Source organism: Jejubacter calystegiae, assembly GCF_005671395.1.
Lineage (GTDB): Bacteria > Pseudomonadota > Gammaproteobacteria > Enterobacterales > Enterobacteriaceae > Jejubacter > Jejubacter calystegiae.
Window position 1 is genome coordinate 502,539 of the sequence record NZ_CP040428.1, and the last position, 20,531, is coordinate 523,069.

General features: G+C 52.4%; 24 protein-coding genes and 1 pseudogene. 16 read left to right on the forward strand and 9 right to left on the reverse strand.

Translation table 11 applies throughout. The features are described 5' to 3' along the window. Window positions 1-49 precede the first annotated feature (49 nt). Genes FEM41_RS02240 through FEM41_RS02255 form a run of 4 tightly spaced genes read right to left on the reverse strand, consistent with a single transcriptional unit; the run spans window position 50 to window position 1,340 of the window. Window positions 50-391, reverse strand: a complete 342-nt coding sequence (locus tag FEM41_RS02240; protein ID WP_138094029.1) for a DUF5347 domain-containing protein — start codon at window positions 389-391, stop codon at window positions 50-52. Next, complete coding sequence (locus FEM41_RS02245) at window positions 355-552, reverse strand: phage filamentation protein Fil family protein (RefSeq protein ID WP_138094031.1); 198 nt, start codon at window positions 550-552, stop codon at window positions 355-357. The genes FEM41_RS02240 and FEM41_RS02245 overlap by 37 nt, the downstream gene beginning before the upstream one ends. Before the next feature lie 7 nt (window positions 553-559). Then, window positions 560-1,069 (reverse strand): phage regulatory CII family protein, encoded by a 510-nt coding sequence (locus tag FEM41_RS02250; protein ID WP_138094033.1) that lies wholly within the window; start codon window positions 1,067-1,069, stop codon window positions 560-562. 34 nt (window positions 1,070-1,103) lie between these two features. Beyond that, window positions 1,104-1,340, reverse strand: a complete 237-nt coding sequence (locus FEM41_RS02255; protein WP_138094035.1) for a regulator — start codon at window positions 1,338-1,340, stop codon at window positions 1,104-1,106. A gap of 99 nt (window positions 1,341-1,439) precedes the next feature. On the opposite strand from FEM41_RS02255, the gene FEM41_RS02260 reads away from it, so the two are divergent. From FEM41_RS02260 to FEM41_RS02275, 4 genes are read left to right on the forward strand one after another with little or no spacing between them, the layout of a single operon-like run. Continuing rightward, window positions 1,440-2,066, forward strand: a complete 627-nt coding sequence (locus tag FEM41_RS02260; protein WP_138094037.1) for a phage repressor protein CI — start codon at window positions 1,440-1,442, stop codon at window positions 2,064-2,066. A gap of 17 nt (window positions 2,067-2,083) precedes the next feature. Beyond that, window positions 2,084-2,737, forward strand: coding sequence for a WYL domain-containing protein (locus FEM41_RS02265; RefSeq protein WP_138094039.1), 654 nt, complete (start codon window positions 2,084-2,086; stop codon window positions 2,735-2,737). Beyond that, window positions 2,727-3,743, forward strand: coding sequence for a phage integrase (locus FEM41_RS02270; protein ID WP_138094041.1), 1,017 nt, complete (start codon window positions 2,727-2,729; stop codon window positions 3,741-3,743). The genes FEM41_RS02265 and FEM41_RS02270 overlap by 11 nt, the downstream gene beginning before the upstream one ends. A gap of 8 nt (window positions 3,744-3,751) precedes the next feature. Continuing rightward, window positions 3,752-4,327: a hypothetical protein gene (locus FEM41_RS02275; RefSeq protein ID WP_138094043.1), complete on the forward strand. Its 576-nt coding sequence runs from the start codon at window positions 3,752-3,754 to the stop codon at window positions 4,325-4,327. A 1,135-nt stretch (window positions 4,328-5,462) separates the two neighbouring features. Here FEM41_RS02275 and FEM41_RS02280 read toward each other — a convergent pair. Next, window positions 5,463-5,690 (reverse strand): hypothetical protein, encoded by a 228-nt coding sequence (locus tag FEM41_RS02280; RefSeq protein ID WP_138094045.1) that lies wholly within the window; start codon window positions 5,688-5,690, stop codon window positions 5,463-5,465. 163 nt (window positions 5,691-5,853) lie between these two features. Between FEM41_RS02280 and FEM41_RS02285 the strand changes: the two genes are divergently transcribed. The 3 genes from FEM41_RS02285 to FEM41_RS02295 all read left to right on the forward strand — a co-directional run bounded on the left by FEM41_RS02285 (window position 5,854) and on the right by FEM41_RS02295 (window position 7,231). After that, window positions 5,854-6,333, forward strand: a complete 480-nt coding sequence (locus tag FEM41_RS02285; RefSeq protein WP_138094047.1) for an Hcp family type VI secretion system effector — start codon at window positions 5,854-5,856, stop codon at window positions 6,331-6,333. A 107-nt stretch (window positions 6,334-6,440) separates the two neighbouring features. Continuing rightward, entirely contained in the window at window positions 6,441-6,737 is a 297-nt protein-coding gene (locus FEM41_RS02290; RefSeq protein ID WP_241666608.1) for a tlde1 domain-containing protein, read from the forward strand. Continuing rightward, window positions 6,734-7,231 (forward strand): hypothetical protein, encoded by a 498-nt coding sequence (locus FEM41_RS02295; RefSeq protein WP_138094051.1) that lies wholly within the window; start codon window positions 6,734-6,736, stop codon window positions 7,229-7,231. Before FEM41_RS02290 ends, FEM41_RS02295 begins: the two co-directional genes overlap by 4 nt. Before the next feature lie 470 nt (window positions 7,232-7,701). Here the strand turns inward: FEM41_RS02295 and FEM41_RS24805 are convergent. Next, a pseudogene (locus FEM41_RS24805) lies at window positions 7,702-7,851 on the reverse strand (Fic family protein); the annotation flags it as partial. A gap of 271 nt (window positions 7,852-8,122) precedes the next feature. Here FEM41_RS24805 and FEM41_RS02305 point away from each other — a divergent pair. From FEM41_RS02305 to FEM41_RS02315, 3 genes are read left to right on the forward strand one after another with little or no spacing between them, the layout of a single operon-like run. Continuing rightward, window positions 8,123-9,502, forward strand: a complete 1,380-nt coding sequence (locus FEM41_RS02305) for an MFS transporter (protein ID WP_138094055.1) — start codon at window positions 8,123-8,125, stop codon at window positions 9,500-9,502. Between the two features lie 13 nt (window positions 9,503-9,515). Then, window positions 9,516-10,361 (forward strand): sugar phosphate isomerase/epimerase family protein, encoded by an 846-nt coding sequence (locus FEM41_RS02310; RefSeq protein ID WP_138094057.1) that lies wholly within the window; start codon window positions 9,516-9,518, stop codon window positions 10,359-10,361. After that, window positions 10,351-11,208: a phosphogluconate dehydrogenase C-terminal domain-containing protein gene (locus tag FEM41_RS02315; RefSeq protein WP_138094059.1), complete on the forward strand. Its 858-nt coding sequence runs from the start codon at window positions 10,351-10,353 to the stop codon at window positions 11,206-11,208. The genes FEM41_RS02310 and FEM41_RS02315 overlap by 11 nt, the downstream gene beginning before the upstream one ends. Window positions 11,209-11,251: 43 nt before the next feature. Here FEM41_RS02315 and FEM41_RS02320 read toward each other — a convergent pair whose 3' ends face one another. Next, window positions 11,252-11,617 carry a MerR family transcriptional regulator gene (locus tag FEM41_RS02320; protein WP_138094061.1) on the reverse strand — a complete coding sequence of 122 codons (366 nt, stop codon included), beginning with the start codon at window positions 11,615-11,617 and terminating at the stop codon, window positions 11,252-11,254. A gap of 86 nt (window positions 11,618-11,703) precedes the next feature. On the opposite strand from FEM41_RS02320, the gene FEM41_RS02325 reads away from it, so the two are divergent. Together FEM41_RS02325 and FEM41_RS02330 are read left to right on the forward strand one after the other, a co-directional pair. Further along, complete coding sequence (locus tag FEM41_RS02325) at window positions 11,704-12,585, forward strand: alpha/beta fold hydrolase (protein WP_138094063.1); 882 nt, start codon at window positions 11,704-11,706, stop codon at window positions 12,583-12,585. A 179-nt stretch (window positions 12,586-12,764) separates the two neighbouring features. Then, complete coding sequence (locus tag FEM41_RS02330; RefSeq protein ID WP_138094065.1) at window positions 12,765-14,144, forward strand: DASS family sodium-coupled anion symporter; 1,380 nt, start codon at window positions 12,765-12,767, stop codon at window positions 14,142-14,144. Window positions 14,145-14,161: 17 nt separating this feature from the next. Here FEM41_RS02330 and FEM41_RS02335 read toward each other — a convergent pair whose 3' ends face one another. Next, window positions 14,162-15,085 carry a LysR substrate-binding domain-containing protein gene (locus FEM41_RS02335; RefSeq protein WP_138094067.1) on the reverse strand — a complete coding sequence of 308 codons (924 nt, stop codon included), beginning with the start codon at window positions 15,083-15,085 and terminating at the stop codon, window positions 14,162-14,164. Window positions 15,086-15,443: 358 nt separating this feature from the next. On the opposite strand from FEM41_RS02335, the gene FEM41_RS02340 reads away from it, so the two are divergent. Genes FEM41_RS02340 through FEM41_RS02355 form a run of 4 tightly spaced genes read left to right on the forward strand, consistent with a single transcriptional unit; the run spans window position 15,444 to window position 19,431 of the window. Then, entirely contained in the window at window positions 15,444-16,781 is a 1,338-nt protein-coding gene (locus FEM41_RS02340) for an MFS transporter (protein WP_138094069.1), read from the forward strand. A 49-nt stretch (window positions 16,782-16,830) separates the two neighbouring features. Next, the gene (locus tag FEM41_RS02345) at window positions 16,831-17,580 is read left to right on the forward strand and encodes an SDR family NAD(P)-dependent oxidoreductase (protein ID WP_138094071.1); all 750 of its coding nucleotides are present in this window, start codon (window positions 16,831-16,833) and stop codon (window positions 17,578-17,580) included. Window positions 17,581-17,590: 10 nt separating this feature from the next. After that, entirely contained in the window at window positions 17,591-18,442 is an 852-nt protein-coding gene (locus tag FEM41_RS02350) for a transketolase (protein ID WP_138094073.1), read from the forward strand. Next, window positions 18,439-19,431, forward strand: coding sequence for a transketolase family protein (locus FEM41_RS02355; protein ID WP_138094075.1), 993 nt, complete (start codon window positions 18,439-18,441; stop codon window positions 19,429-19,431). Before FEM41_RS02350 ends, FEM41_RS02355 begins: the two co-directional genes overlap by 4 nt. A gap of 202 nt (window positions 19,432-19,633) precedes the next feature. Here FEM41_RS02355 and FEM41_RS02360 read toward each other — a convergent pair whose 3' ends face one another. Beyond that, the gene (locus tag FEM41_RS02360) at window positions 19,634-20,530 is read right to left on the reverse strand and encodes a LysR family transcriptional regulator (protein ID WP_138094077.1); all 897 of its coding nucleotides are present in this window, start codon (window positions 20,528-20,530) and stop codon (window positions 19,634-19,636) included. Window position 20,531: the final 1 nt, after the last annotated feature.

The window sequence follows — 20,531 nt, forward strand, 5'->3', positions numbered from 1 at the left end:
GGGCAATAAGAGGCCCGGCGGGTTTACGCCATTAATTTCGGTTAATTGTTTAAATCGGCATTGTCAGCCGTTTGGGAAATAAGCTCACCACTGCACGAAAATGATTCATCGCCTGTACAAGCGCCCGTCTTTCGTCAGTCGTCAGCTCATTAATTTTGACGCTGTGACGATCTGCCGGGATTTTTGCCATATAAAAAATGGCCGCCAGTGCACGTTCATTCTGCTGATAACTTGAATCCCTCAAATCGCGCATGTCGTTAATAAAACGCTCCAGTTCCGGTTCAATATTCAGCCCGAACACCTTCGCCCTTAATTCGGCTATATGATTCAGACCGTCCACCCGTTCGCCCGGGCTTAGCGGAGTAGTTGCCGCAGTGCCTTCAATAGCCATACTTTCCCCTGCTTTCTTGTGGTCAGGGCTGCCAGCAGTTCATCCTGAGAGCGGGACGGATGCCAGCGACCATTCCGGACAGCAATCCAGCCGTGGCCGTAGTGCATATTCGGGCTCTGCCGGGTGAGTAGCGATGCCAGTGACGGTTCATTTTTCAGCATACGCACCTCACATCAGCCCAAACGAGGCACCCTGGCCTGTGACGGTATCGACGGCGCTGGTCATTGCAGGGTTAGCCTGCAGCCTGGCTTGCAACGTGACAGCGGTCAGGGCCATCAGGCGCGTAACGGAGTTGATGCTGTCGATCACTGCGCGGCGTGCTGCGGTAGTTTTTACATCACCAGATACTGCAGCACCGGCCACCTTGCCGATCTCCGCCGTCGCGCTCATGACGTAATGCGGCATTTTTTCTTTAGCCACTTCATTCAGCGGCACGCACGGCAGACAATGTATCTGTGCCAAGAAGCCATCGACCAGCGTCGGGTCTTCGGTGATATCGGTCAGCGCCCAGATCTCTCGCGGGGTGAGCTGGTGAGGCTGTTCCGGGTTCAGTTTGTTATAAAGCGTGTGCGGCCTGATACCAGCCTGCTTTGCCAGTTCTGCTACATTATGAGCTGCTGCAAACTTCCGGCAGGCATCATCAAAATGAGCATGTGAGGAAACGCGGTAATCTAACATGTCACAAATCCTTTTTTATCCCAAAATGGAACTATCAGGCCTGCATTGCGACTTCGCAGCCCTGGGCTGCTTCCATCGTTAGCGCGAACATGTTCACTTCGATCAGGCTGTTAACCCCCTGTTTTTTCCTGATAGGCAGGCGGTTTTCACGGATCATCTGGCGGGCATAGCTTGGCTTATAACCGGTGCGGCGGCAGAACTCATCCAGGGTTATGAATGGCTCAGACACCACAAGATTGATGCTGGGGCGCATTGAAAAATTGCGATTCATGATGCACTATTCCTCAGTTTTGGTACTAACCACACTATTCAGTAATGTTCACAACTATAAATAAGTTCACAACCCGGAGAATAGGATCACAAAACGCCAATGTCAACTTTAAACATCACAAATCGCCACATCAGCGATGAGCTGAAATCTGCGATCATGCATAACACTGGTGGGCAGAAAGTTATCGAACGTATCCTGAAAGCCTACGGATTCAGTTCCCGACAGGCTTTTTGCAATCATCTTGGGGTTTCGCAAAGCACCATGGCTAATCGTTACGCCCGTAATACGTTCCCTTCGGATTGGGTCATCATCTGCAGCATGGAAACCGGGGCATCAATTAAATGGCTAAGTTCCGGTGAAGGAATGATGTTTGAGGACGGTCATGATGAAAAAGCGGTGATGTTGCAACACCAAAAAATCACAAATGGGGTTTTGAATTCACAAAATGACATAATCTGCGACAAAAGCGAAATTCCTGAAGGGCTTAACTCACCCTTTATAGTCACAGCCGATAAATCCCGATTTTTGGTTGATGCATATGAAGGTGAGATTACAGATGGGCTGTGGCTGGTACAGATCGATTCGCTTGTTAGCATTAGAGAAATCTACAGGTTCCCTGGTGGGCGCGTGCGAGTCGAAAACGGCAAAGCTTCGTTTGAATGCTCAGTTTCGGATGTAAAAGTTTTGGGGAAAGTAGTCACTAAAACAGACTTCGTAGAATTATAGATTAAAGGGATAAAGAAATGGAAATAGCAATCCCATTGGCTTTTATGTGTCTGGCAATATTATCTTTTGTCATTTATATAAAATCCCCAAGCTCGCTAATTGCAAGGATTCTTAAAGCATTCACAGCATTCCTTTATGCATTTATTGCACTAGGTGCTTATCTAACTGCGGATTATTTTTTTTCAATTATCATCGCTATCACTTTAATTTTCGTGGTCGTTCGGCGCGCAAAATTGACAAGAAAAGGTGTTGAGACTTCCCCTCAGCAAACATCACAGGTTAGTACAGTCGAATCTTTAATCAAAGCTAAGTCACATCCAATAAAAGCCAGTGATGACAACAAATCTAATAAAAACATAAACCTACCATCTAATAGACACCCTCACACCCAAAGCAAAAAAAAACCTCGTATAGCGAATGTTGCCCTAAAAAATATTTCATTCAGCTATACAAACTCTAACGGTGATTTTTCATATCGAGAGGTGGATGTTAGCAAAGTTGATGAAGATTATATTTTCGGTTACTGCCATATGCGCCGACAATTACGAACGTTTAGATTGGACCGCATAGAAAATGAGGAAGTTATAGTTCGAGAGTCGGGCGAAATACTTAATGTCTACGATTGGATTGTGGAACTGTATCCGCTTCCGGGAAAAGAATATGGCAGTTAATAAATTAACCAATGGAAAGTGGCAAGCGCAGGTTTTCCCCAATGGGCGCGACGGGCGGCGAATACGCCGCCAGTTTGCAACTAAGGGCGAGGCGTTAGCTTTCGAACGCTACACAAAAGAGCAAGCGCAGGAAAAACCCTGGCTCGGGGAGAAAGCAGATAAGCGACGGGTTACTGACCTTGTGGAAACCTGGTTCAACGCTCACGGCGTCACACTCTCTGATGGCCTTAAGCGTAAGGGCTCGATGGCATTTGCCTGCTTTGCTATGGGAAACCCTCTTGCTACTGAATTTAATGCCCGACTTTTTGCAACCTACCGCGAGCAACGTTTGAGCGGGAAAATCACACGTTCCGATCGGGTAAAAGCCGTAACCCCTCGTACAGTCAACCTTGAACTGGCATATTTCCGCGCCATGTTCAACGAACTGAAAAGGCTGGGCGACTGGAACGCACCTAACCCACTCGAAAAAGTCCGGGAATTTAAAATTGATGAGGCGGAACTAGCCTGGCTGACGGTTGAAGAAGTTAAGCAACTGCTGGCTGAGTGCGAAAAAAGCAAAGCGAAAGATTTAGTAACCATCGTAAAAATATGCCTTGCGACCGGCGCACGATGGGGTGAAGCAGAATCACTAACAGGTAAACAAATCAGCCCAGGGAAAATCACTTATATCAAAACCAAAGGCAAGAAGAACCGCGCAGTTCCAATTAGTGATGAGCTATACGAGATTCTCCCCAAAGTAAGAACTTCAAAGCCGCTATTCACAGGATGTTATTCTGCGTTCCGAGGAGCGATTAAGCGAGCGGGAATTGAACTGCCTGACGGACAGCTTTCACACGTACTACGGCACACCTTTGCCTCTCATTTTATGATGCGCGGGGGCAATATTCTTGTACTGCAGCGCATCCTTGGACACACTGATATCAAAGTAACGATGCGTTATGCTCACTTTGCACCAGACCATCTCAACGAAGCTATGCTGTTGAATCCTCTAAACAACATGGATTAAATGATGTTATGGAAAATAAATATAAACATGACTTATACGAAATACTTTGTTTGAAAACGTTTGGTGAAGTTTTCGAAGCTTATCGTGTCGATGATTACGACAAAATGATCATTGAATGGGCAGAAAGAGAGTTAATCTTCGGTAATGGTTCTGAAAAATTGTTAATTTTAGCCTCTCTCAATTTAGATAAACATCCTGATTCAGATGAAATCGATCGTTACCTTCGTGATTATATGCTTGAAACAAACATGGTTATGCCTAGCATCAGCGCGAGTTCAATTACATGGCTAAGGATCAAAGCTTGGTTTCTGATGCATGCCGATACCTCCAAAGAAGTAGAGTTACGGCTGCATCAGATCCCGGCATTTCACCCATCTCCGAATTCCCGTATCGTCAGCAACATTTGCTGGCAGTTTTACGGCATATTCAACGAACTCTATGATGATTGGGGGCCTGATTATCCCTCTAAGGCCTCAGCGATGAGCGAAGCAGACATTCTTGATTTTGTGAGATGCCGAGTGAAGCCATTCTATCGCATTCTTTGCAACCCCGATTGGGCTTGGGTTCTGGCCCGCACAGTATAAGCAATCTAATGGCAGCAAAATGGCAGCAGACCTATTTACTATGCTTCCATATTCCCCACTATTCTACCGTGTAAGACATTGATAATTAATTAAATTATTGTTTTGTAAGCTCAAAGATTGGGACTCATAATCGCTTGGTCGCTGGTTCAAGTCCAGCAGGGGCCACCAAAAAAATCAAGGGCTTGCGAGAAATCGCAGGCCCTTAGTCTTTTCCAGGATACCTATAGGATACCGCAGGGGAGTATTAGCAGGTATTTTAGCGCCTTAGCTTATCCGGCTTCTGCCACTGGTACGGCCCCGCATTCATGCGTCTGAATTATGCGCACCATGATTTCCCCCTAAAAACCCCAGCCGTTGTTCTTTTCTGCTGGGGCCTCCTTTTCTCTTCGGGCCACCACAAGAAAATCACTCACGATTTCTGATGCGTCAATACACGCTTCAATTGCCAGGGCCTGATCGTGGGAGACTCAGGCGTATGCCTTCACCGACTTACCATTATGGCTGCCTGACAGCATATCGCCTCCTTTGTGGGTGACACTTTTATAAGCGTTTCCCCGTTATCAGTGACAAGTGTCACCCAGCAGCACCGGCAGAGGTAAAAAAGCCGGGTGAGTCGGAAAAAACGGCGACAGGTCCGGCAGGTCTTAAGACAGGTAAAATTCATCAACGCCAGAAATAAAGCAGCGCTACAGGTGTACACGTGGTGAGGAACGTGCCGAACAGAATATTTCACCATGAATAAGGCCATCTCAGTTTAAAATGCCAATAGGCGATATCTTTTACTGCATACAGATCATGCGTTTTTCGCACACCTTTACATTCAACGACATGATATACAATGATTTTCTTTACCGTCTGCCGATGAATGCCCGGCACTCTGGCAATCTCACTGATGCTGAATACGTATTCGCCATTTTAGACACTAATCGCAGCCTCATTAGCCTTAAGATAACGTAACCTCATAATTAATAACCTCTGATTCAAAAGTAAGTGATGATGATGGTGGTGTCGCATGAAAACCCAAAAATCAGCCGTCCTCCGCGCGCCGCTGCCCCCACGATCACCCGCCCAGGAGTACCTTTAAAAAAGGCGACCCGAAGGCCGCCAAATGCCACAATATGCCTCAAGTAAGGGATTACGCGCCGCCGGTAGACTTCACCATGCCGCGCCAGGCACCGTTCTTCTGCATACACATGGCCTTACGCGCAGCACTCAGGCCGGGAATGTCCAGCCCCAGATCCCCCATGGTACAGCGGGCAGCCGCTCCCATCTTCTGCGGAACAGACGTTAACGCGCTCATATCATCGTTAATAATATGGCCTGTATAGACACACAGCATTGATAAAAATGCAATGATTATCAAATTCATTCCATCTTGTGCAAGACTAATTTTCAGAATTGGATACAAGTCAGGAGTGGCAGGGCTTACAGGCCAGATGAACACACAAGAACACAAATATTTACATTTTGATAAAAAATAACGCATTAACTTTGTATTTCCATATAAAGATAAGGGGTTTTTAACTATGGCTATACCGGCTTATATGTGGCTTAAAGATGATGGTGGCGCGGATATCAAAGGCTCTGTTGATGTTCAGGATCGAGAAGGCAGCATCGAGATTCTTAGCTTTATGCACGGACTGAGTATCCCCACCGATGATCACACCGGAAAACTTACCGGAACCCGCATCCACAGCGCTATGGAGTTTGAGAAAGAGTTTGATTCATCAAGCCCCTATCTTTATAAGGCCGTGTCATCCGGCCAGACACTAAAAAGCGCTGAGTTCAAATGGTACAGAATTAATCACGCAGGACAGGAGGAAGAATATTTTAATATGTTCCTGGAAGGCGTGAAGGTCGTCTCTGTCTGCCCGTTAATGCATAACATTAAGACCATCGAGAACCAGAATCACCTTGAATCTGTTACCCTTCGCTATGAAAAAATCACCTGGAAGTATTGCGACGGAAATATCCAGCACTCTGATAGCTGGAAAGAGCGGGCATAATAACAAGGCACTCCGGCGCCTTTTAATAAGGACATAATAATATGACCTGGGTTTATGACGTAAGAAAAAGAACGTTCACCCATAATGGCGAATACAAGTTTACAGCGATGTATGCAGGAGCCCCCGACTACAAAAACAACCCAGACTTACAGTGCGTAGTGAACAAAGGCCCACTCCCCAGAGGGAAATATACTATTGGCAGACCAATAGCCCATCATCCAACAGCCGGGCGTTTTGTTCTTCGGTTAACCCCCTATGCAAGTAATAATATGTGTGGTCGAGCCGGATTCCTTATACATGGCGATAATGGCCGTGGCACCGCCTCTAATGGCTGTATTGTTGCCTCTTTCGATATCAGGCGACAAATAGCAGAAAGTGCCGACAGGGAGTTAATCGTAAAATGAAGCGAGTAATTATTACATCTCTATTTTTTCTTATTAGTGCCTGTTCCCCTCATAAGGTTCATACCTCTGAGCAATTGTTACTTGAAAAAGTACAAACGGCAATAAAGACCCAGAATGCAGATCCACTATCTGAGCGGGACTATGACAGGATTTCTTTTTATATTTCCGAAGGGAAAAATCATTGGATAGATCTCTATCCCAGGCTTAACAAAAAGCCATTTCTTGGCATGACATCCTTTCAGGAAGGCCTGAACATTTCCATGGCCTACGCCCTGTCTGAAAACCCGGAAGAAACATTAAAGTTTATTGATGGTAGCAATGTAGGTGAGATCTGCGGCGTTCCATTCATCGAGCCAACAGACGATGAGATACAGGCCTATTATGTAAAAACCCGAACAGCCCTCATCACACATGGAACCAGCAGGCAGTGGGGGAAAAAGTGCTTATCCGTACTGGAGGATACTGTAAACCCCCTCCATCCATCTCAGGACTGATATCCACCAGCCACAGCATGCCAGGTAGCCGTGGCGCTTTCCTGCAACTCCACTCTTCCAGAAAACTGGGGCAAAACACATAAAAATAAAAAATATACGTTTAAGTGTTCACCTGTTCACCCTTACTGATTTTCTCTTTATATTCATTATGTTAAATGGTAAAGGCTTTAATCTAAAGTATTCACTGGTGTTCACCCTGCCCCTTCACCCCAAAAGCAATAAAGGTGAACAGATGAATACCTGGTGAATACTTAATAAATAAGTGCCCCCTTAACATACTGTTACTTAATGATTTTTCAGTATAGTGAACAGTGGTGAACACTTAATCCATTACTTTTAATTTTATCCGTTATCCGCTAATACGTCGGAACATGCTGGCATCCATTCCCCGGAATCTTCGTTCAAGGTGACGTTTGACCGTATTCCGTGCTTTGTCTTCCGCTTCTGGCACTCCTTCCCGTACTCCGCCATTGCCCCGCCATAACCGACAGTGCATCGCAAAGTAGCCGCGACAGACGCCCGTTACCTTCTCTGAATGGGTGGATCAAAATAAACTCCACATGGCATTCAGCCAGATAACTAACCAGCTCCGGACGAGTCATGGATTTCAGCCCACCAGAGAGATCTTTAACGCTCCCAGCCACGCACGCGCTACATAACAAAAGTTCACAGTATATATATATGAGCATTCAATAAATTGGCTAAATGACGCTGTACCACTATTAATTCAAGGGGAAAATACGTAATCATCTCTTTTTGAACATGCTCACATTTTCATCACAAGCACATTTGTATCGTTCTTTTGAAATGATAGCGTGCATTTGAAACATCACAGAACAGCCCTTGTGACAGGGCCAATAACATCACCTGCCCGAATTTTCCGGCGCCCGTATGCGGCCAGGAAGGAGATTTATCGTGACAACGACCACTGCACCCGCCGTGTCCGAAATCGAGAAGTCTACGATTCGTAAAATCTGTGTTCGCCTTGTGCCCTTTATGGCGCTGATGTTCTTTATTAATTTCCTGGATCGCACGGCCATCTCTTTTGCGGGCCCCAATGGGATGATGGAAGATCTTGGGCTGCACGTGGTGCAGTTCGGGCTGGCTTCAGGAATCTTCTTTATTGGCTATATTTTGCTGGAAGTGCCCAGTAACCTGGCGCTGCATCGTTATGGCGCCCGCCGCTGGCTGGCCCGCATTATGGTGTCATGGGGCATCGTTTCACTGCTGTTCACCTGGGTCAGCAGCGTCGAAGGGCTATACACGCTGCGGCTACTGCTGGGGATTGCCGAAGCGGGCTTCTTCCCCGGAGCTATCTTCTTTTTGAGCCTGTGGGTTCCGGCACGCTATCGCAGCAAAATCCTCTCGCTTTTCTATATCGCACAGCCGCTTACCGTCGTGTTTGGCGCCCCCCTGGCGGCCTGGCTAATAAGCCACCATGGCCTTTTTGGCCTTGAGGGGTGGCGCGTGATGTTCCTTGGCGTCTCTGTTCCCGCCATTGTGATTGGCATCGTCGCCTGGTTCTATTTGATCGATAAGCCCGGGGATGCGAAGTGGCTAACGGATGAAGAGAAAGAGTGGCTGACTCACGAACTGGAACAGGAAGAGGCCGCCAAACAGTCTCATACGGCAAACCACAGCCTGTCATCCGTTATCACTAACGGTCGGGTCTGGGGGCTGTGTCTGATCTACTTCGGCTTTGTCTATGGCCTGTATGCCCTGGCCTTCTTCCTGCCAACCATCATTAATGGCTTTCAGGGCCAGTTCAACACCACCTTTGGCGTCATGGAAAAAGGGCTTATCACCGGAGCCCCCTACCTGGTCGCTACCCTGGTGATGTATTTCTGGTCGCGGGACGTCACCCATCGGGGCTGCAAAACCTGGCATATCGCATTACCTGCCGCCGTTGGTGCCATCAGCATTCCTCTGGCGCTATTTATGGAAACGCCGTTTATGACCATGCTGACGATTTCTGTCACCGCCAGCGCCATCTTCGCGGCCCTGCCCAGTTTCTGGACCCTGCCGACCCAGTTCCTTAGCGGAGCCTCTGCGGCGGCGGCCGTCGCCTTAATCAACACGCTGGGAAACGTGGCCGGATTCTCTGCCGGCTATATCACCGGCGTTCTCCATGACGCCACTGGCGATTACCTTGCTCCAATGATGACGGTCGGCGCGTTTATGCTGCTTTCCGCCATTCTGATGGTGGTACTGAGTCGCCTGCGCCAGCCGCCATCCGCCGCCCCCCGGGAAGCGGGGCGCCAGACCACTTAATGGAGGACTGCTAATGAAAACAGGATTAAGTAGCTATGCATACTTCTGGCGTCTGCATGACCAGAACCCTTCGCCAGTCTCACTGTATGACGCACTCGACGACAGCGCGCAACTGGGCGCGGATGTCTTCCAGATTTGCGACTACCCACAGATTGAGTCCTGGTCAGACGGCCAGCTTGCTGCGCTTTATCAGCACGCCAGCCGGTTGGGGATAACCCTGGAGTTAGGCACCAAAGGCATTGCGCCCGCACACTTACGTCGCTACCTGCACATTGCTGGTGAACTGGACTGTCGATTATTGCGAACTATGGTGAACACTCCGGATCACCGGCCGTCCCAGGCCCAGGCTCTCGACTACCTGACAGAAGTACTGCCCGAATTTATCCGCCAGCAGGTCGCGATATGTCTGGAAACCTACGAGCAGGTTCCCACATGTCATAACGTTGAACTGGTGAAAACCCTGGATTCCCCCTGGCTGGGTATCTGTCTCGATCCCGCCAACTGCGTTGCCGCCCTGGAAATGCCCGACGAAGTCGCCACGCTGACCGCCCCCTGGGTACTCAACTGGCACGTCAAAGACTTTACTTTTTCCCGGCGTGATGGCTGGGTCGGTTTTACGCTTTCAGGCTGTCCCCAGGGAGAGGGGCTGCTGGATTACGACGCTATTCGCGAACGTATTCAGCCGGAAAAAAGGAACATCAGCCAGATAGTTGAACACTGGCTGCCCTGGCAGGGTGACTTTGCCACAAGCTGCGAAATCGAATCCCGCTGGGCACAACATAACATGCAGTATTTGCTACAAAAAAATGCTTCCCTGACAACATCCGACACTTCCAAGGAGTCCAATCATGCCTGCTGAACTGAAAACCGTTACCGTCATTGGCGCGGGCGGCAAGATGGGTATGCGTATTTCGGCAAACTTCCAGAACAGCCAGTACCAGGTGTTTTACTGTGAAAACTCACCGCAGGCCCGTGAAAAAGTCGCCGCCGAAGGGCGTGAAATCTCCGATCCTGAGTCGGTGGTTCCACTAAGCGATGTCGTTATCCTGGCGGTGCCGGATATCGTGCTGGGGAAGGTGTCGCAGGCCGTCGTACCACAAATGAAAACCGGCGCCATCCTGCTTACTCTGGATCCTGCCGCGGCCTATGCCAACCTGATCGCACTGCGCGATGGCATTGAATATGCCGTCGCCCACCCCTGCCATCCTTCGGTATTTTTACAGCGCTATACCAAAGAGGAGCATGACGACGCCTTCGGCGGCGTGGCGGCAATCCAGCATGTTGCCGCCTCCTGGGAGAGCGGAAGTGACGCCCAGCGAAGCGAGCTGGCCAAAGTCATCAACTGCATGTATGGCCCGGTTGAGCAGGTTCACTGGGTGACGGTGAAACAACTGGCTTACCTGGAACCCACCCTGGTTGAAACGGTCGCCTGCATGGTCGGCGCCTTTATGAAAGAGTCGCTGGATGAGACCGTAAAACATTGCGGCGTACCTGAAGAAGCGGCAAAAGCCATGCTGTATGGGCATATCCAGATTGCCCTGGCGGTCGCCTTCCGCGCCACCAACCCCTTCTCAGACGCCTGTATGATCGCCATGGAATACGGCCGGGAAAAAATCATCAAACCCGACTGGAAAGTGATTTTTGAAGAGAAAGAGCTGGATACGGTGATCGCCCGCATGTTGAAGATCGACAAGATCAACCGCTAACTCTGGCATTCAGGCATACATCCTGATGGCGGGGATGTATGCCTCAAAAATCCCTTTTCCCTTCACTGCGCTTGAGGGTTTCGGCCAGACAATCCCTGCGCCGCTCCAGTTCGGCGATTTGCCGTTCGATGGCGGCCAGGCGCTTAAGCTGCATATCCCGGGTTTCCGGGCAAAAGGCGGCGTCTTCGGTCATGCGCATACAATCGGGGAAAGCGCTGATTTCCGCCAGGCTAAAACCGGTGGCGATCAGGCGCTGGATCTGCCGGACCTGGGTTATCGCCTGCGGTGCAAAGTAGCGATAGCCGTTGCAGGCGCGCCGGGATACTAACAGACCGTGCCGGTCATAATGGCGGATAGCCCGCACGCTCACGCCTGTTTCTTTCGCCAGCTCACCTATCGATAAAGACATGATTTTTCCTCCCGGGGTTAGCGCTTGACTCTGACATCAGTGTCAGGGTTCAGGATAGCTGGAAATCAACCCAGAAGGAGTAATCAATGCGATTGTCAGCCCATTCTTATTTGGCCCTGCTGTTACTGCTGTTTTCCACCGCGCTGGCGGCCCAGCCCAAAAGCTATACCGTGACCGCGCCGGACGGCGTCCGGCTGGCGGTGCAGGAGGCGGGGAATCCGCAGGGTACGCCCATCATCTTTATCCACGGCCTGCTTGGCAGCCACCTGAACTGGGAGCGGCAGTTTAGCGATCCTCAGCTGCAACGCTTTCGGTTGATCGCCTTCGATTTACGCGGTCACGGGCTTTCCGATAAGCCCACTCAGGAATCCGCTTACCGCGACGGTAAACGCTGGGCTGAGGATCTGGCGGCAGTTATCGCCGCCAGCCACGCCCACAAGCCGCTGCTGGTGGGCTGGTCGCTGGGCGGCGCGGTGATCACCAACTATCTGGCGGCCCGGGGGGATATCGATATTCGCGGCGCCGTCTACGTGGATGGCGTGGTAGAACTGACGCCCACGCAGATCCCCGCTCACAGCAGCGTCTACCGGGATATGATCGCTGCGGATCTGAAGACCCATCTGGATGGCGAACGCGCCTTCCTGCGTTTGTGCTTCCACCAGCAGCCGGATAGCGTCACCTTTGAGCGCCTGCTGGCCAACGCCGCCCTGGCGGCATGGCCCATGCAGCGCGCGGTGCCGTCGATGAGCATTGCGCTGGAACAGGGACTGGGTCAGGCCCGGGTACCGCTGCTGTTTATTTACGGCGCGCAGGACGCCCTGGTCCGCCCCCAGCCAGCCCTGGCGCGAGCCCGCCAGGTTAATCCGGGGATCCAGTCGCGTCTCTATTCGAATTCCGGCCACGCCCCCTTTATCGAAGAGCCCGCTCGCTTTAATCGCGAACTGGCGACATTTGCCGCCAGCCTGTAACCCTTAAGGCAGGGACGCCTTAGCACCCTCTTCATTAATGAACAACCCTTATTGCGATTACAAATCTTAAATCCCTACCAGGATCGCAAATCAATGACCTTATAATTTCCATATGTATACAAATTGATACATTTAGAGTGTGAAGTATTAACAAACTGATAAAACGAAGGAGCCGCCTCATGGATGTTCAACCTCTGAAAGCCGCCATGGCCAGCCCACCTTCCGGGCGCGGGCTGGCGATTATCGCCATCGACATTGTTCTGTTGATACTGCTGATTAATTTTTTGCCGTTCGATGAAAAAGCTAACGCTGGCCTGGCGCTGATGGTGTTTATCGGCGTGCTGTGGCTGACGGAGGCAATCCACGTCACCATCACCGCGTTGTTGATCCCGCTGCTGGCCATCGGTTTTGGCCTGCTGGATGCCAATAACGCCCTGAAATCCTTCGCAAACCCAATTATCTTCCTGTTCTTCGGCGGCTTCGCGCTGGCGACGGCGCTGCACGTACAGGGGCTGGACAGGCTTATCGCTAACCGACTATTGATGCTGGCGGGCGGTCGCCTGGGGCTGGCGGTCATCATTCTGTTCGGCGTCACGGCTGCAATTTCCATGTGGATCAGTAATACCGCCACGGCGGCGATGATGCTGCCGCTGGCGCTGGGGATCCTCACCAATCTGGATCAGGAAAAAGAGCGTAAAACCTATATATTCCTGCTGCTGGGTATCGCCTACAGCGCCAGCATCGGCGGTCTGGGCACCCTGGTGGGCAGCCCGCCCAACGCCATCGCCGCCGCCCAGCTTAATATCGGCTTCTTCGAATGGATGAAGTACGGCATTCCGCTGGTGGTAGTGATGATGCCGCTGATGGTGGGCGTGCTGTATCTGATGCTGCGGCCAAATCTTAAGTACAAGGTGGATATCAAGCTGGAGCATGTGGAGTGGACCACCATGCGCCTGATAGCACTGGGGATCTTCGCCCTGACGGTAGTAAGCTGGATCTTCAGCACCCAGATAAGCGCAATGCTTGGCGGCGTGAAGCAGTTCGACTCGCTGGTGGCGATCTCTGCTGCGGTGCTGATTGGCGCAAGCGGCGTCGCCAGCTGGAAGCAGATTCAAAACAACACCGAATGGGGCGTGCTGATGCTGTTCGGCGGCGGCCTGACGCTAAGCATCATCCTGCAGGATTCCGGCGCCAGCGCCATTATGGCCAACGGTATGGCGGATATTTTCGGCGCCAGCCACTGGTTTATCATTATGCTGGCGGTAGCGACCTTTATCATCTTCCTGACTGAATTCACCAGTAATACCGCCAGCGCCGCCCTGCTGGTGCCGGTATTCGCCACGGTCGCGACAGCGCTGGGCATGCCGGAAGCGCTGCTGACGCTGATTATCGGTTTCGGCGCCTCCTGCGCCTTTATGCTGCCGGTCGCCACGCCGCCCAACGCCATTGTGTTCGGTTCAGGGTTTATTAAGCAGACCGATATGGTGCGGGTCGGCATTGGGCTTAACATTGTGAGCATCGCGGTGGTCACGATGTTTGCCTGGTTCCTGTGGCAGTAACATTTACAGATGAGGGCTTATACTCCAAAGTCCTCGTTCTGCAATTCGGTGCCGATCCACGCCAGGAACAGCGCCACTTTCTCCTTCTTATCCGCCCCGTGGGGGAAGACGAAATGGTGGGCGTTAAGCGGCATGCTGAACGCCCCGTCGAACACCGGCACCAGCAGGCCACGCCGGATATAGTCCGCCGCCAGCAGGCTGCTTTCCAGAATCACGCCCATCCCCATCCGCGCCGCTTCCAGGCTCATATAGGAGCGGTCGAAACTAAAAATAAAACTTTTCCCGTGATTCTCGACATCGTGGAAAGCGAACCAGTGATTCCAGTTAATCAGCGTGCTATTGGAATGAATCAAATCACAATCCAGCAGCGATGCGGGTTCATGAATGGCGTGCGAGGCCAGATACTCCGGCGCGGCCAGTACCATCACCCGCTCGTGCTTAACGGTGCGTACGCTTAGGGTGGGCCATTCCGAAAATCCGTGACGAATATCGATGTCGATATTATCCCGGGCGAATTGCAGATTCTCGTATGAGCAGGAGAGGCTAAGCTGGAGTTCCGGATGGCGTTGACGAAACTTGTCCAGCCGAATCATCAACCACAACAGCCCGAAGCTGGGGGCACTGTGAATACGTAAATGCTCATGATGAATATCATTAATAGCCTGATCGGTGGCCCGACCTATAATACTTAAAGCCCCGGAAACGTCTTTTAAATATTGCTGACCGATACTGGTTAATATGACACCCTTACCGCTACGAACAAAAAGTTTTTTACCAATAAAGCTTTCCAGTGCGGCAATCTGATGGCTGACCGCCGAAGCGGTTATATTTAATATTTCAGCGGCAAGATGAATGCTTCCGGCATTGGCCACTTCAATAAACGCCTGAATATTACGCAGCGAGGGAAGCGGTAAATTATTGTTATTATCGCGTCGGGTCATGGCTCCTCCCGGAAAGAATGTAGCTACAGGTTAGCCGCCGATACTACACGAAGCCCTGCCAACATCCACTTCCAGGGCGGTAATGAGGACGATTGCCAGTATCTCATTGCGCCGTCAGGCTATTTTTGTGATGGACTTATCATTATTCTGCAACAGAACATCAGCCGTCAGGATTTTCCCCTGCTACATCGTTTCGGCATTTGAATCCAGTCACATAACAAATTTTTCTCAGTATCAATTGAGTTTTCTTGTCTGGTGTCTGAGTGCTGAGTCGATATATTCACCGGAAACATGCCGTAATCAACAAAAGAAAATAAAAGAGAAAGCACATGCCGTTTCTCTATAATGAGGAGAAAACATGTCCAGAATTGAGAGCACCCTGTACCCAGGAATCGCCAGGACGAATTATCGCTTTGTAGTATTAAGTCTGATATTTATTGTCTATGCGATTAACTACGCTGACCGAACCAATATTGGCGCGGTACTGCCATTTATTATCGACGAATTTCATATTAATAACTTCGAAGCCGGGGCCATCGCCAGTATGTTCTTTCTGGGCTACGCCATCAGTCAGATCCCGGCGGGCTTCTTTATTGCCCGTAAAGGCACCCGTGGGCTGGTTTCTCTTTCCATCTTCGGCTTTTCCGCCTTTACCTGGCTGATGGGCACCGCCAGCTCGGTCTTTAGCCTCAAGCTGATCCGCCTTGGTCTGGGGTTGAGCGAAGGCCCCTGCCCGGTGGGGCTCACGGCCACCATTAACAACTGGTTTCCGGCCCGGGAAAAGGCCACCGCCACCGGCGTGTTTATTGCCGCTACTATGTTCGCGCCAATTATTGTGCCGCCGCTGGCGGTCTGGATTTCAGTGACCTGGGGCTGGCGCTGGGTGTTCTATTCCTTCGCCATTCCCGGCATCGTCGTCGCGCTGGCCTGGTATCTGCTGGTGAAATCCCGCCCGGGCGAAAGCCGTTTTGTCTCAGAGAGCGAACTGTCGTTAATTACCAATGACCGTCAGGCAAACAGCGATCCGGCGCTGCAGGAGGGCAACATCGTTCTGTCCCCCCGCTTCGCGCTGCTCGACAAGCTGATTCGGGTACGCAAGCTGGCGCCGCTGGACAGCGCAAAGGCGCTGTTCACCTCCAAAAACATTCTGGGGGACTGCGTGGCCTATTTCATGATGGTCAGCGTGCTCTACGGGCTGCTGACCTGGATCCCGCTCTATCTGGTGAAGGAGAAGGGATTCAACTTTATGAGTATGGGGCTGGTGGCCAGCATGCCCTGCATCGGCGGCTTTATCGGCGCCATTGTCGGTGGCTGGATCTCCGACCGTCTGCTTGGCCGCCGCCGCAAGCCCACCATGCTGTTCACCGCCATCACCACCGTCATCATGATGCTGATTATGCTCAACATTCCCGGCAACACCCTGGCGGTCTGTACCGGTCTGTTCATGGTCGGCCTGTGCCTCAATATCGGCTGGCCCGCCTTTACCGCCTACGGCATGGCGGCGGCGGCTCCCAAAACCTATCCCATTGCCGCCGCCATCATTAACAGCGGCGGCAATCTGGGCGGCTTTGTTTCGCCCATGGTGGCGGGATTCCTGCTGGACAGCACCGGCAGCTTCAACGCGGTGTTTACCTGGTTTGGCATCTGCGCCGCGCTGGGCCTGGTGGTGATTCTGTTTCTCGACGAGCCGCAGTAGCGGTCCGCTTATACCTTTCACTGAGTGTTATCTCTACCGGAGTCAAACTATGTTGCTTAACGATAAAGTCGCCGTTATCACCGGCGCAGCCTCGGCTCGTGGCCTGGGTTTCGCCACCGCCCGTCTGTTCGCCGAACAGGGGGCCAGAGTCGCCATTCTCGATCTGGACGCCGATGCCGCCGCGGCCGCCGCGGCGCAACTGGGTGACCAGCACCTGGGGCTGGCGGCTGATGTCACCAATGAACATCAGGTGCAGCAAGCCATTGCCGAAGTGATTAACCGCTATGGACGTATCGACGTGCTGGTCAATAACGCCGGTATCACTCAACCCCTGAAGCTGATGGAGATCGCACAGAACAACTACGATGCCGTGCTGGACGTCAGCCTGCGCGGCACCCTGCTGGCCTCACAGGCGGTGATTCCCACCATGCGCGCCCAGGGCAGCGGCAGCATTGTCTGCATCTCTTCGGTTTCCGCCCAGCGTGGCGGCGGTATCTTCGGCGGCCCGCACTACAGCGCCGCCAAAGCAGGCGTTCTGGGGCTGGCGAAAGCGATGGCCCGGGAACTGGGGCCGGATAATATTCGGGTCAACGCCATCACGCCGGGGCTGATTCAGACCGATATCACCGCCGGTAAGCTGACCGATGAAATGCGCCGCAACATTCTGGCCGGTATTCCGCTGAACCGCCTGGGCGACGCGCTGGATGTGGCCCGCGCCGCCCTGTTCCTGGGCAGCGACCTCTCCTCTTATTCCACCGGCATCACCCTTGATGTCAACGGCGGCATGTTAATTCACTAAGGAGCCAGCTATGCCATCACCTGCTGAAATCGAAAAGGTTGCCGCTGCGGCCTGGCGCATCCGGCGCTACGCCCTGCGTATGGGCGAAGTTCAGGGCCAGGGCTATATCGGCCAGGCGCTGGGCTATGCCGACGTGCTGGCGACCGCCTTCTGCCACACCATGCAACTGCGCCCGCTGGAGCCAGAATGGGAAGGGCGCGATCGCTTTCTGCTTTCTCACGGCCACTACGCCATCGCCCTGTATGCCGCACTGCTTGAGGCTGGCGTCATTCCGGAGGAAGAACTGGAAAGCTACGGCGCCGACGGCAGCCGCCTGCCAATGTCCGGTATGGCGACTTATACGCCAGGCATGGAGATCTCCGGCGGTTCGCTGGGCCAGGGTTTAAGCATCGCCGTTGGTATGGCGCTGGGGCTGCGCCACAAGAATAGCCCGGCGCTGGTGATCAACTCGATGTCCGACGGCGAACTGGACGAAGGCTCCACCTGGGAAGCCGCCATGTCGGCAGCCCACCACGGGCTGGGCAACCTGATTAACATCGTCGATATCAATCGCCAACAGGCCGACGGAAATTCCCAGCAGATCCTGGGCTACGAGCCGCTCCAGGATAAGTGGGCATCGTTCGGCTGGTATGTTCAGCGGGTGGACGGCAACGACACCGCCGCAGTTATCGACGCCTTCGACAAAGCGAAAAACCATGTAGGCAAGCAGCCACGGGTGATTCTGTGCGACACCCTGATGGGCAAAGGCGTCCCCTTCCTGGAAGAGCGGGACAAGAACCACTTTATTCGCGTGGAGGCAGACGAGTGGCAGAAAGCGCTCGCCGTATTAGACGCGCAGCAGCCGACAGGAGGCGCCCAATGAGCAACGCAGCCAAACCCCGTTTAACCACCTCTGCCATGATTGCCTCTATTGCCGAAGAGGGTCAACCCACCCGCGCCGCTCCCTTCGGTCACGCGCTGGTAGAGCTGGCGGCCCGGCGCCCGGATATCGTCGGAATGACTGCCGATCTGGCGAAATACACCGATCTGCACATCTTTGCTCAGGCCTGTCCGGAACGTTTCTTCCAGATGGGCATGGCCGAACAGCTACTGATGGGCGCCGCAGGCGGCATGGCTAAAGAGGGTTTTACCCCCTTTGTCACCACCTACGCCGTGTTCGCCACCCGCCGGGCCTATGACTTTATTCACCAGGTAATTGCCGAAGAGTCGCTGAATGTGAAGATCGCCGCCGCACTGCCGGGGCTGACCACCGGCTACGGACCCAGCCATCAGGCAGCGGAAGATCTGGCAATGATGCGGGCGATCCCGGGGATGACCGTGATCGATCCCTGCGACGCGCTGGAGATCGAACAGATGGTGCCTGCCGTTGCCGATCTACCCGGACCGGTCTATATGCGCCTGCTGCGCGGTAAAGTTCCTCTGGTGCTGGATAAATACGACTACCAGTTTGTTCCTGGCAAGGCGCAACTGCTGGAAGATGGCCGCGAGGTGCTGATTATCTCTTCCGGCCTGATGACCATGCGGGCTCTGGAGACGGCCGAACGTCTGCGCAGGGACAATATCGGCGCTGCGGTATTGCACGTGCCGACCATCAAACCGCTGGACGAGGAAACCATTATCGCCCAGGCCTCGAAACCGGGGCGGCTGGTGGTCACGGCGGAAAACCACAGTGCGGTTGGCGGTCTTGGCGAAGCGGTAGCCGCGCTGTTAATGCGCCGCGGCGTGCGCGCCCAGATGGCGACCGTCGGCCTGCCGGACGAGTTCCTGCTGGCCGGGGCCCTGCCTACCCTGCACGACCGCTACGGCATTTCGACCAGCGCTATGGTCGACACCATTAAGGCCCGTCTGTAATCCTGCCCCGCCGCCGGGCGGCCATGAGCCGTCCGGCACTTTTTCATCCCGCTTCGCGATCCCGCCAACACTTTTATCGCCCTGCCACAGTACCATCCGCTGGTAGCACAGCGCATCAATATGGAAAACCCGTTTTGTTTTAAAACAAACACCTATAAGGCATTTTTTCGATGTCTGAAAGGTATGAGTATAGTCGGCGACGCTACTTTGCGACAGGAAAGGGATAACCGGCTTCGATAATCTCCATCAGCTCTTTCATATACGGCGTAGCAGTAGTTTTAACCAGCGCCGGAAAGAAGATCTGAGGAGAGGGGAAAATATCCAGCACGTGGCAGTTCTTCAGCTGGCGGTCAGTCACTTCAGAAACGGGCAACAGCGTGGCGGCTGCCAGCCCATCTTCCAGCCATTCCAGAATCACTCCGGGTTGTGTGATATGCATAATCACATGGGGATCGACGCCCCCCTTGCGAAACAGATCGAGCAGGGTTTCATAGGTGCCGGAATCCCGGGCGCGGTGCAACAGCATCAGGGGAAATTTTCCCAGTTTCAGATAGGGGAAAGGCTGTACCGGCGGCTCTGACAGGAGCTTCTTACTGACCACCGCAACCAGTCGTACCGGCTCAAAAGCCACGTAATCGAAGCCGTCACTGTTATAGGGTTTCTGGATGAGAGCAATATCGATCAAGCCATCATTCAGATAAGACTCCAGATTGCTGGAATCGGAAACAGAAATACTTAATTCGGCATCCGGATGAAGGCGATGTAATTCCAGGAGCAATGGCCTGAAATAAGACTGAAAAAGATGCGTCAGGCCAATCCTTAATAACCGACTTTCTCGATGGGCAATTTTTAATGTTTCACGCGTAGTATCTTCGACTTCACGTAATATCTCACAGGCTTTACGGTATAAATAATATCCGGCATCGGTAGGCTCGATGCGTTTACCATTGCGCACAAACAGAGGAACATTGAGCTCTTCTTCCAGTTCGTGGATTCGTTTACTCAGCGGCGGTTGCGCCATATTGAGCATGCGAGCGGCCTGGCTGACAGAGCCCTGTTCTACCACCTTACAGAAATACCTTAGCCTTTTCAGATCCACA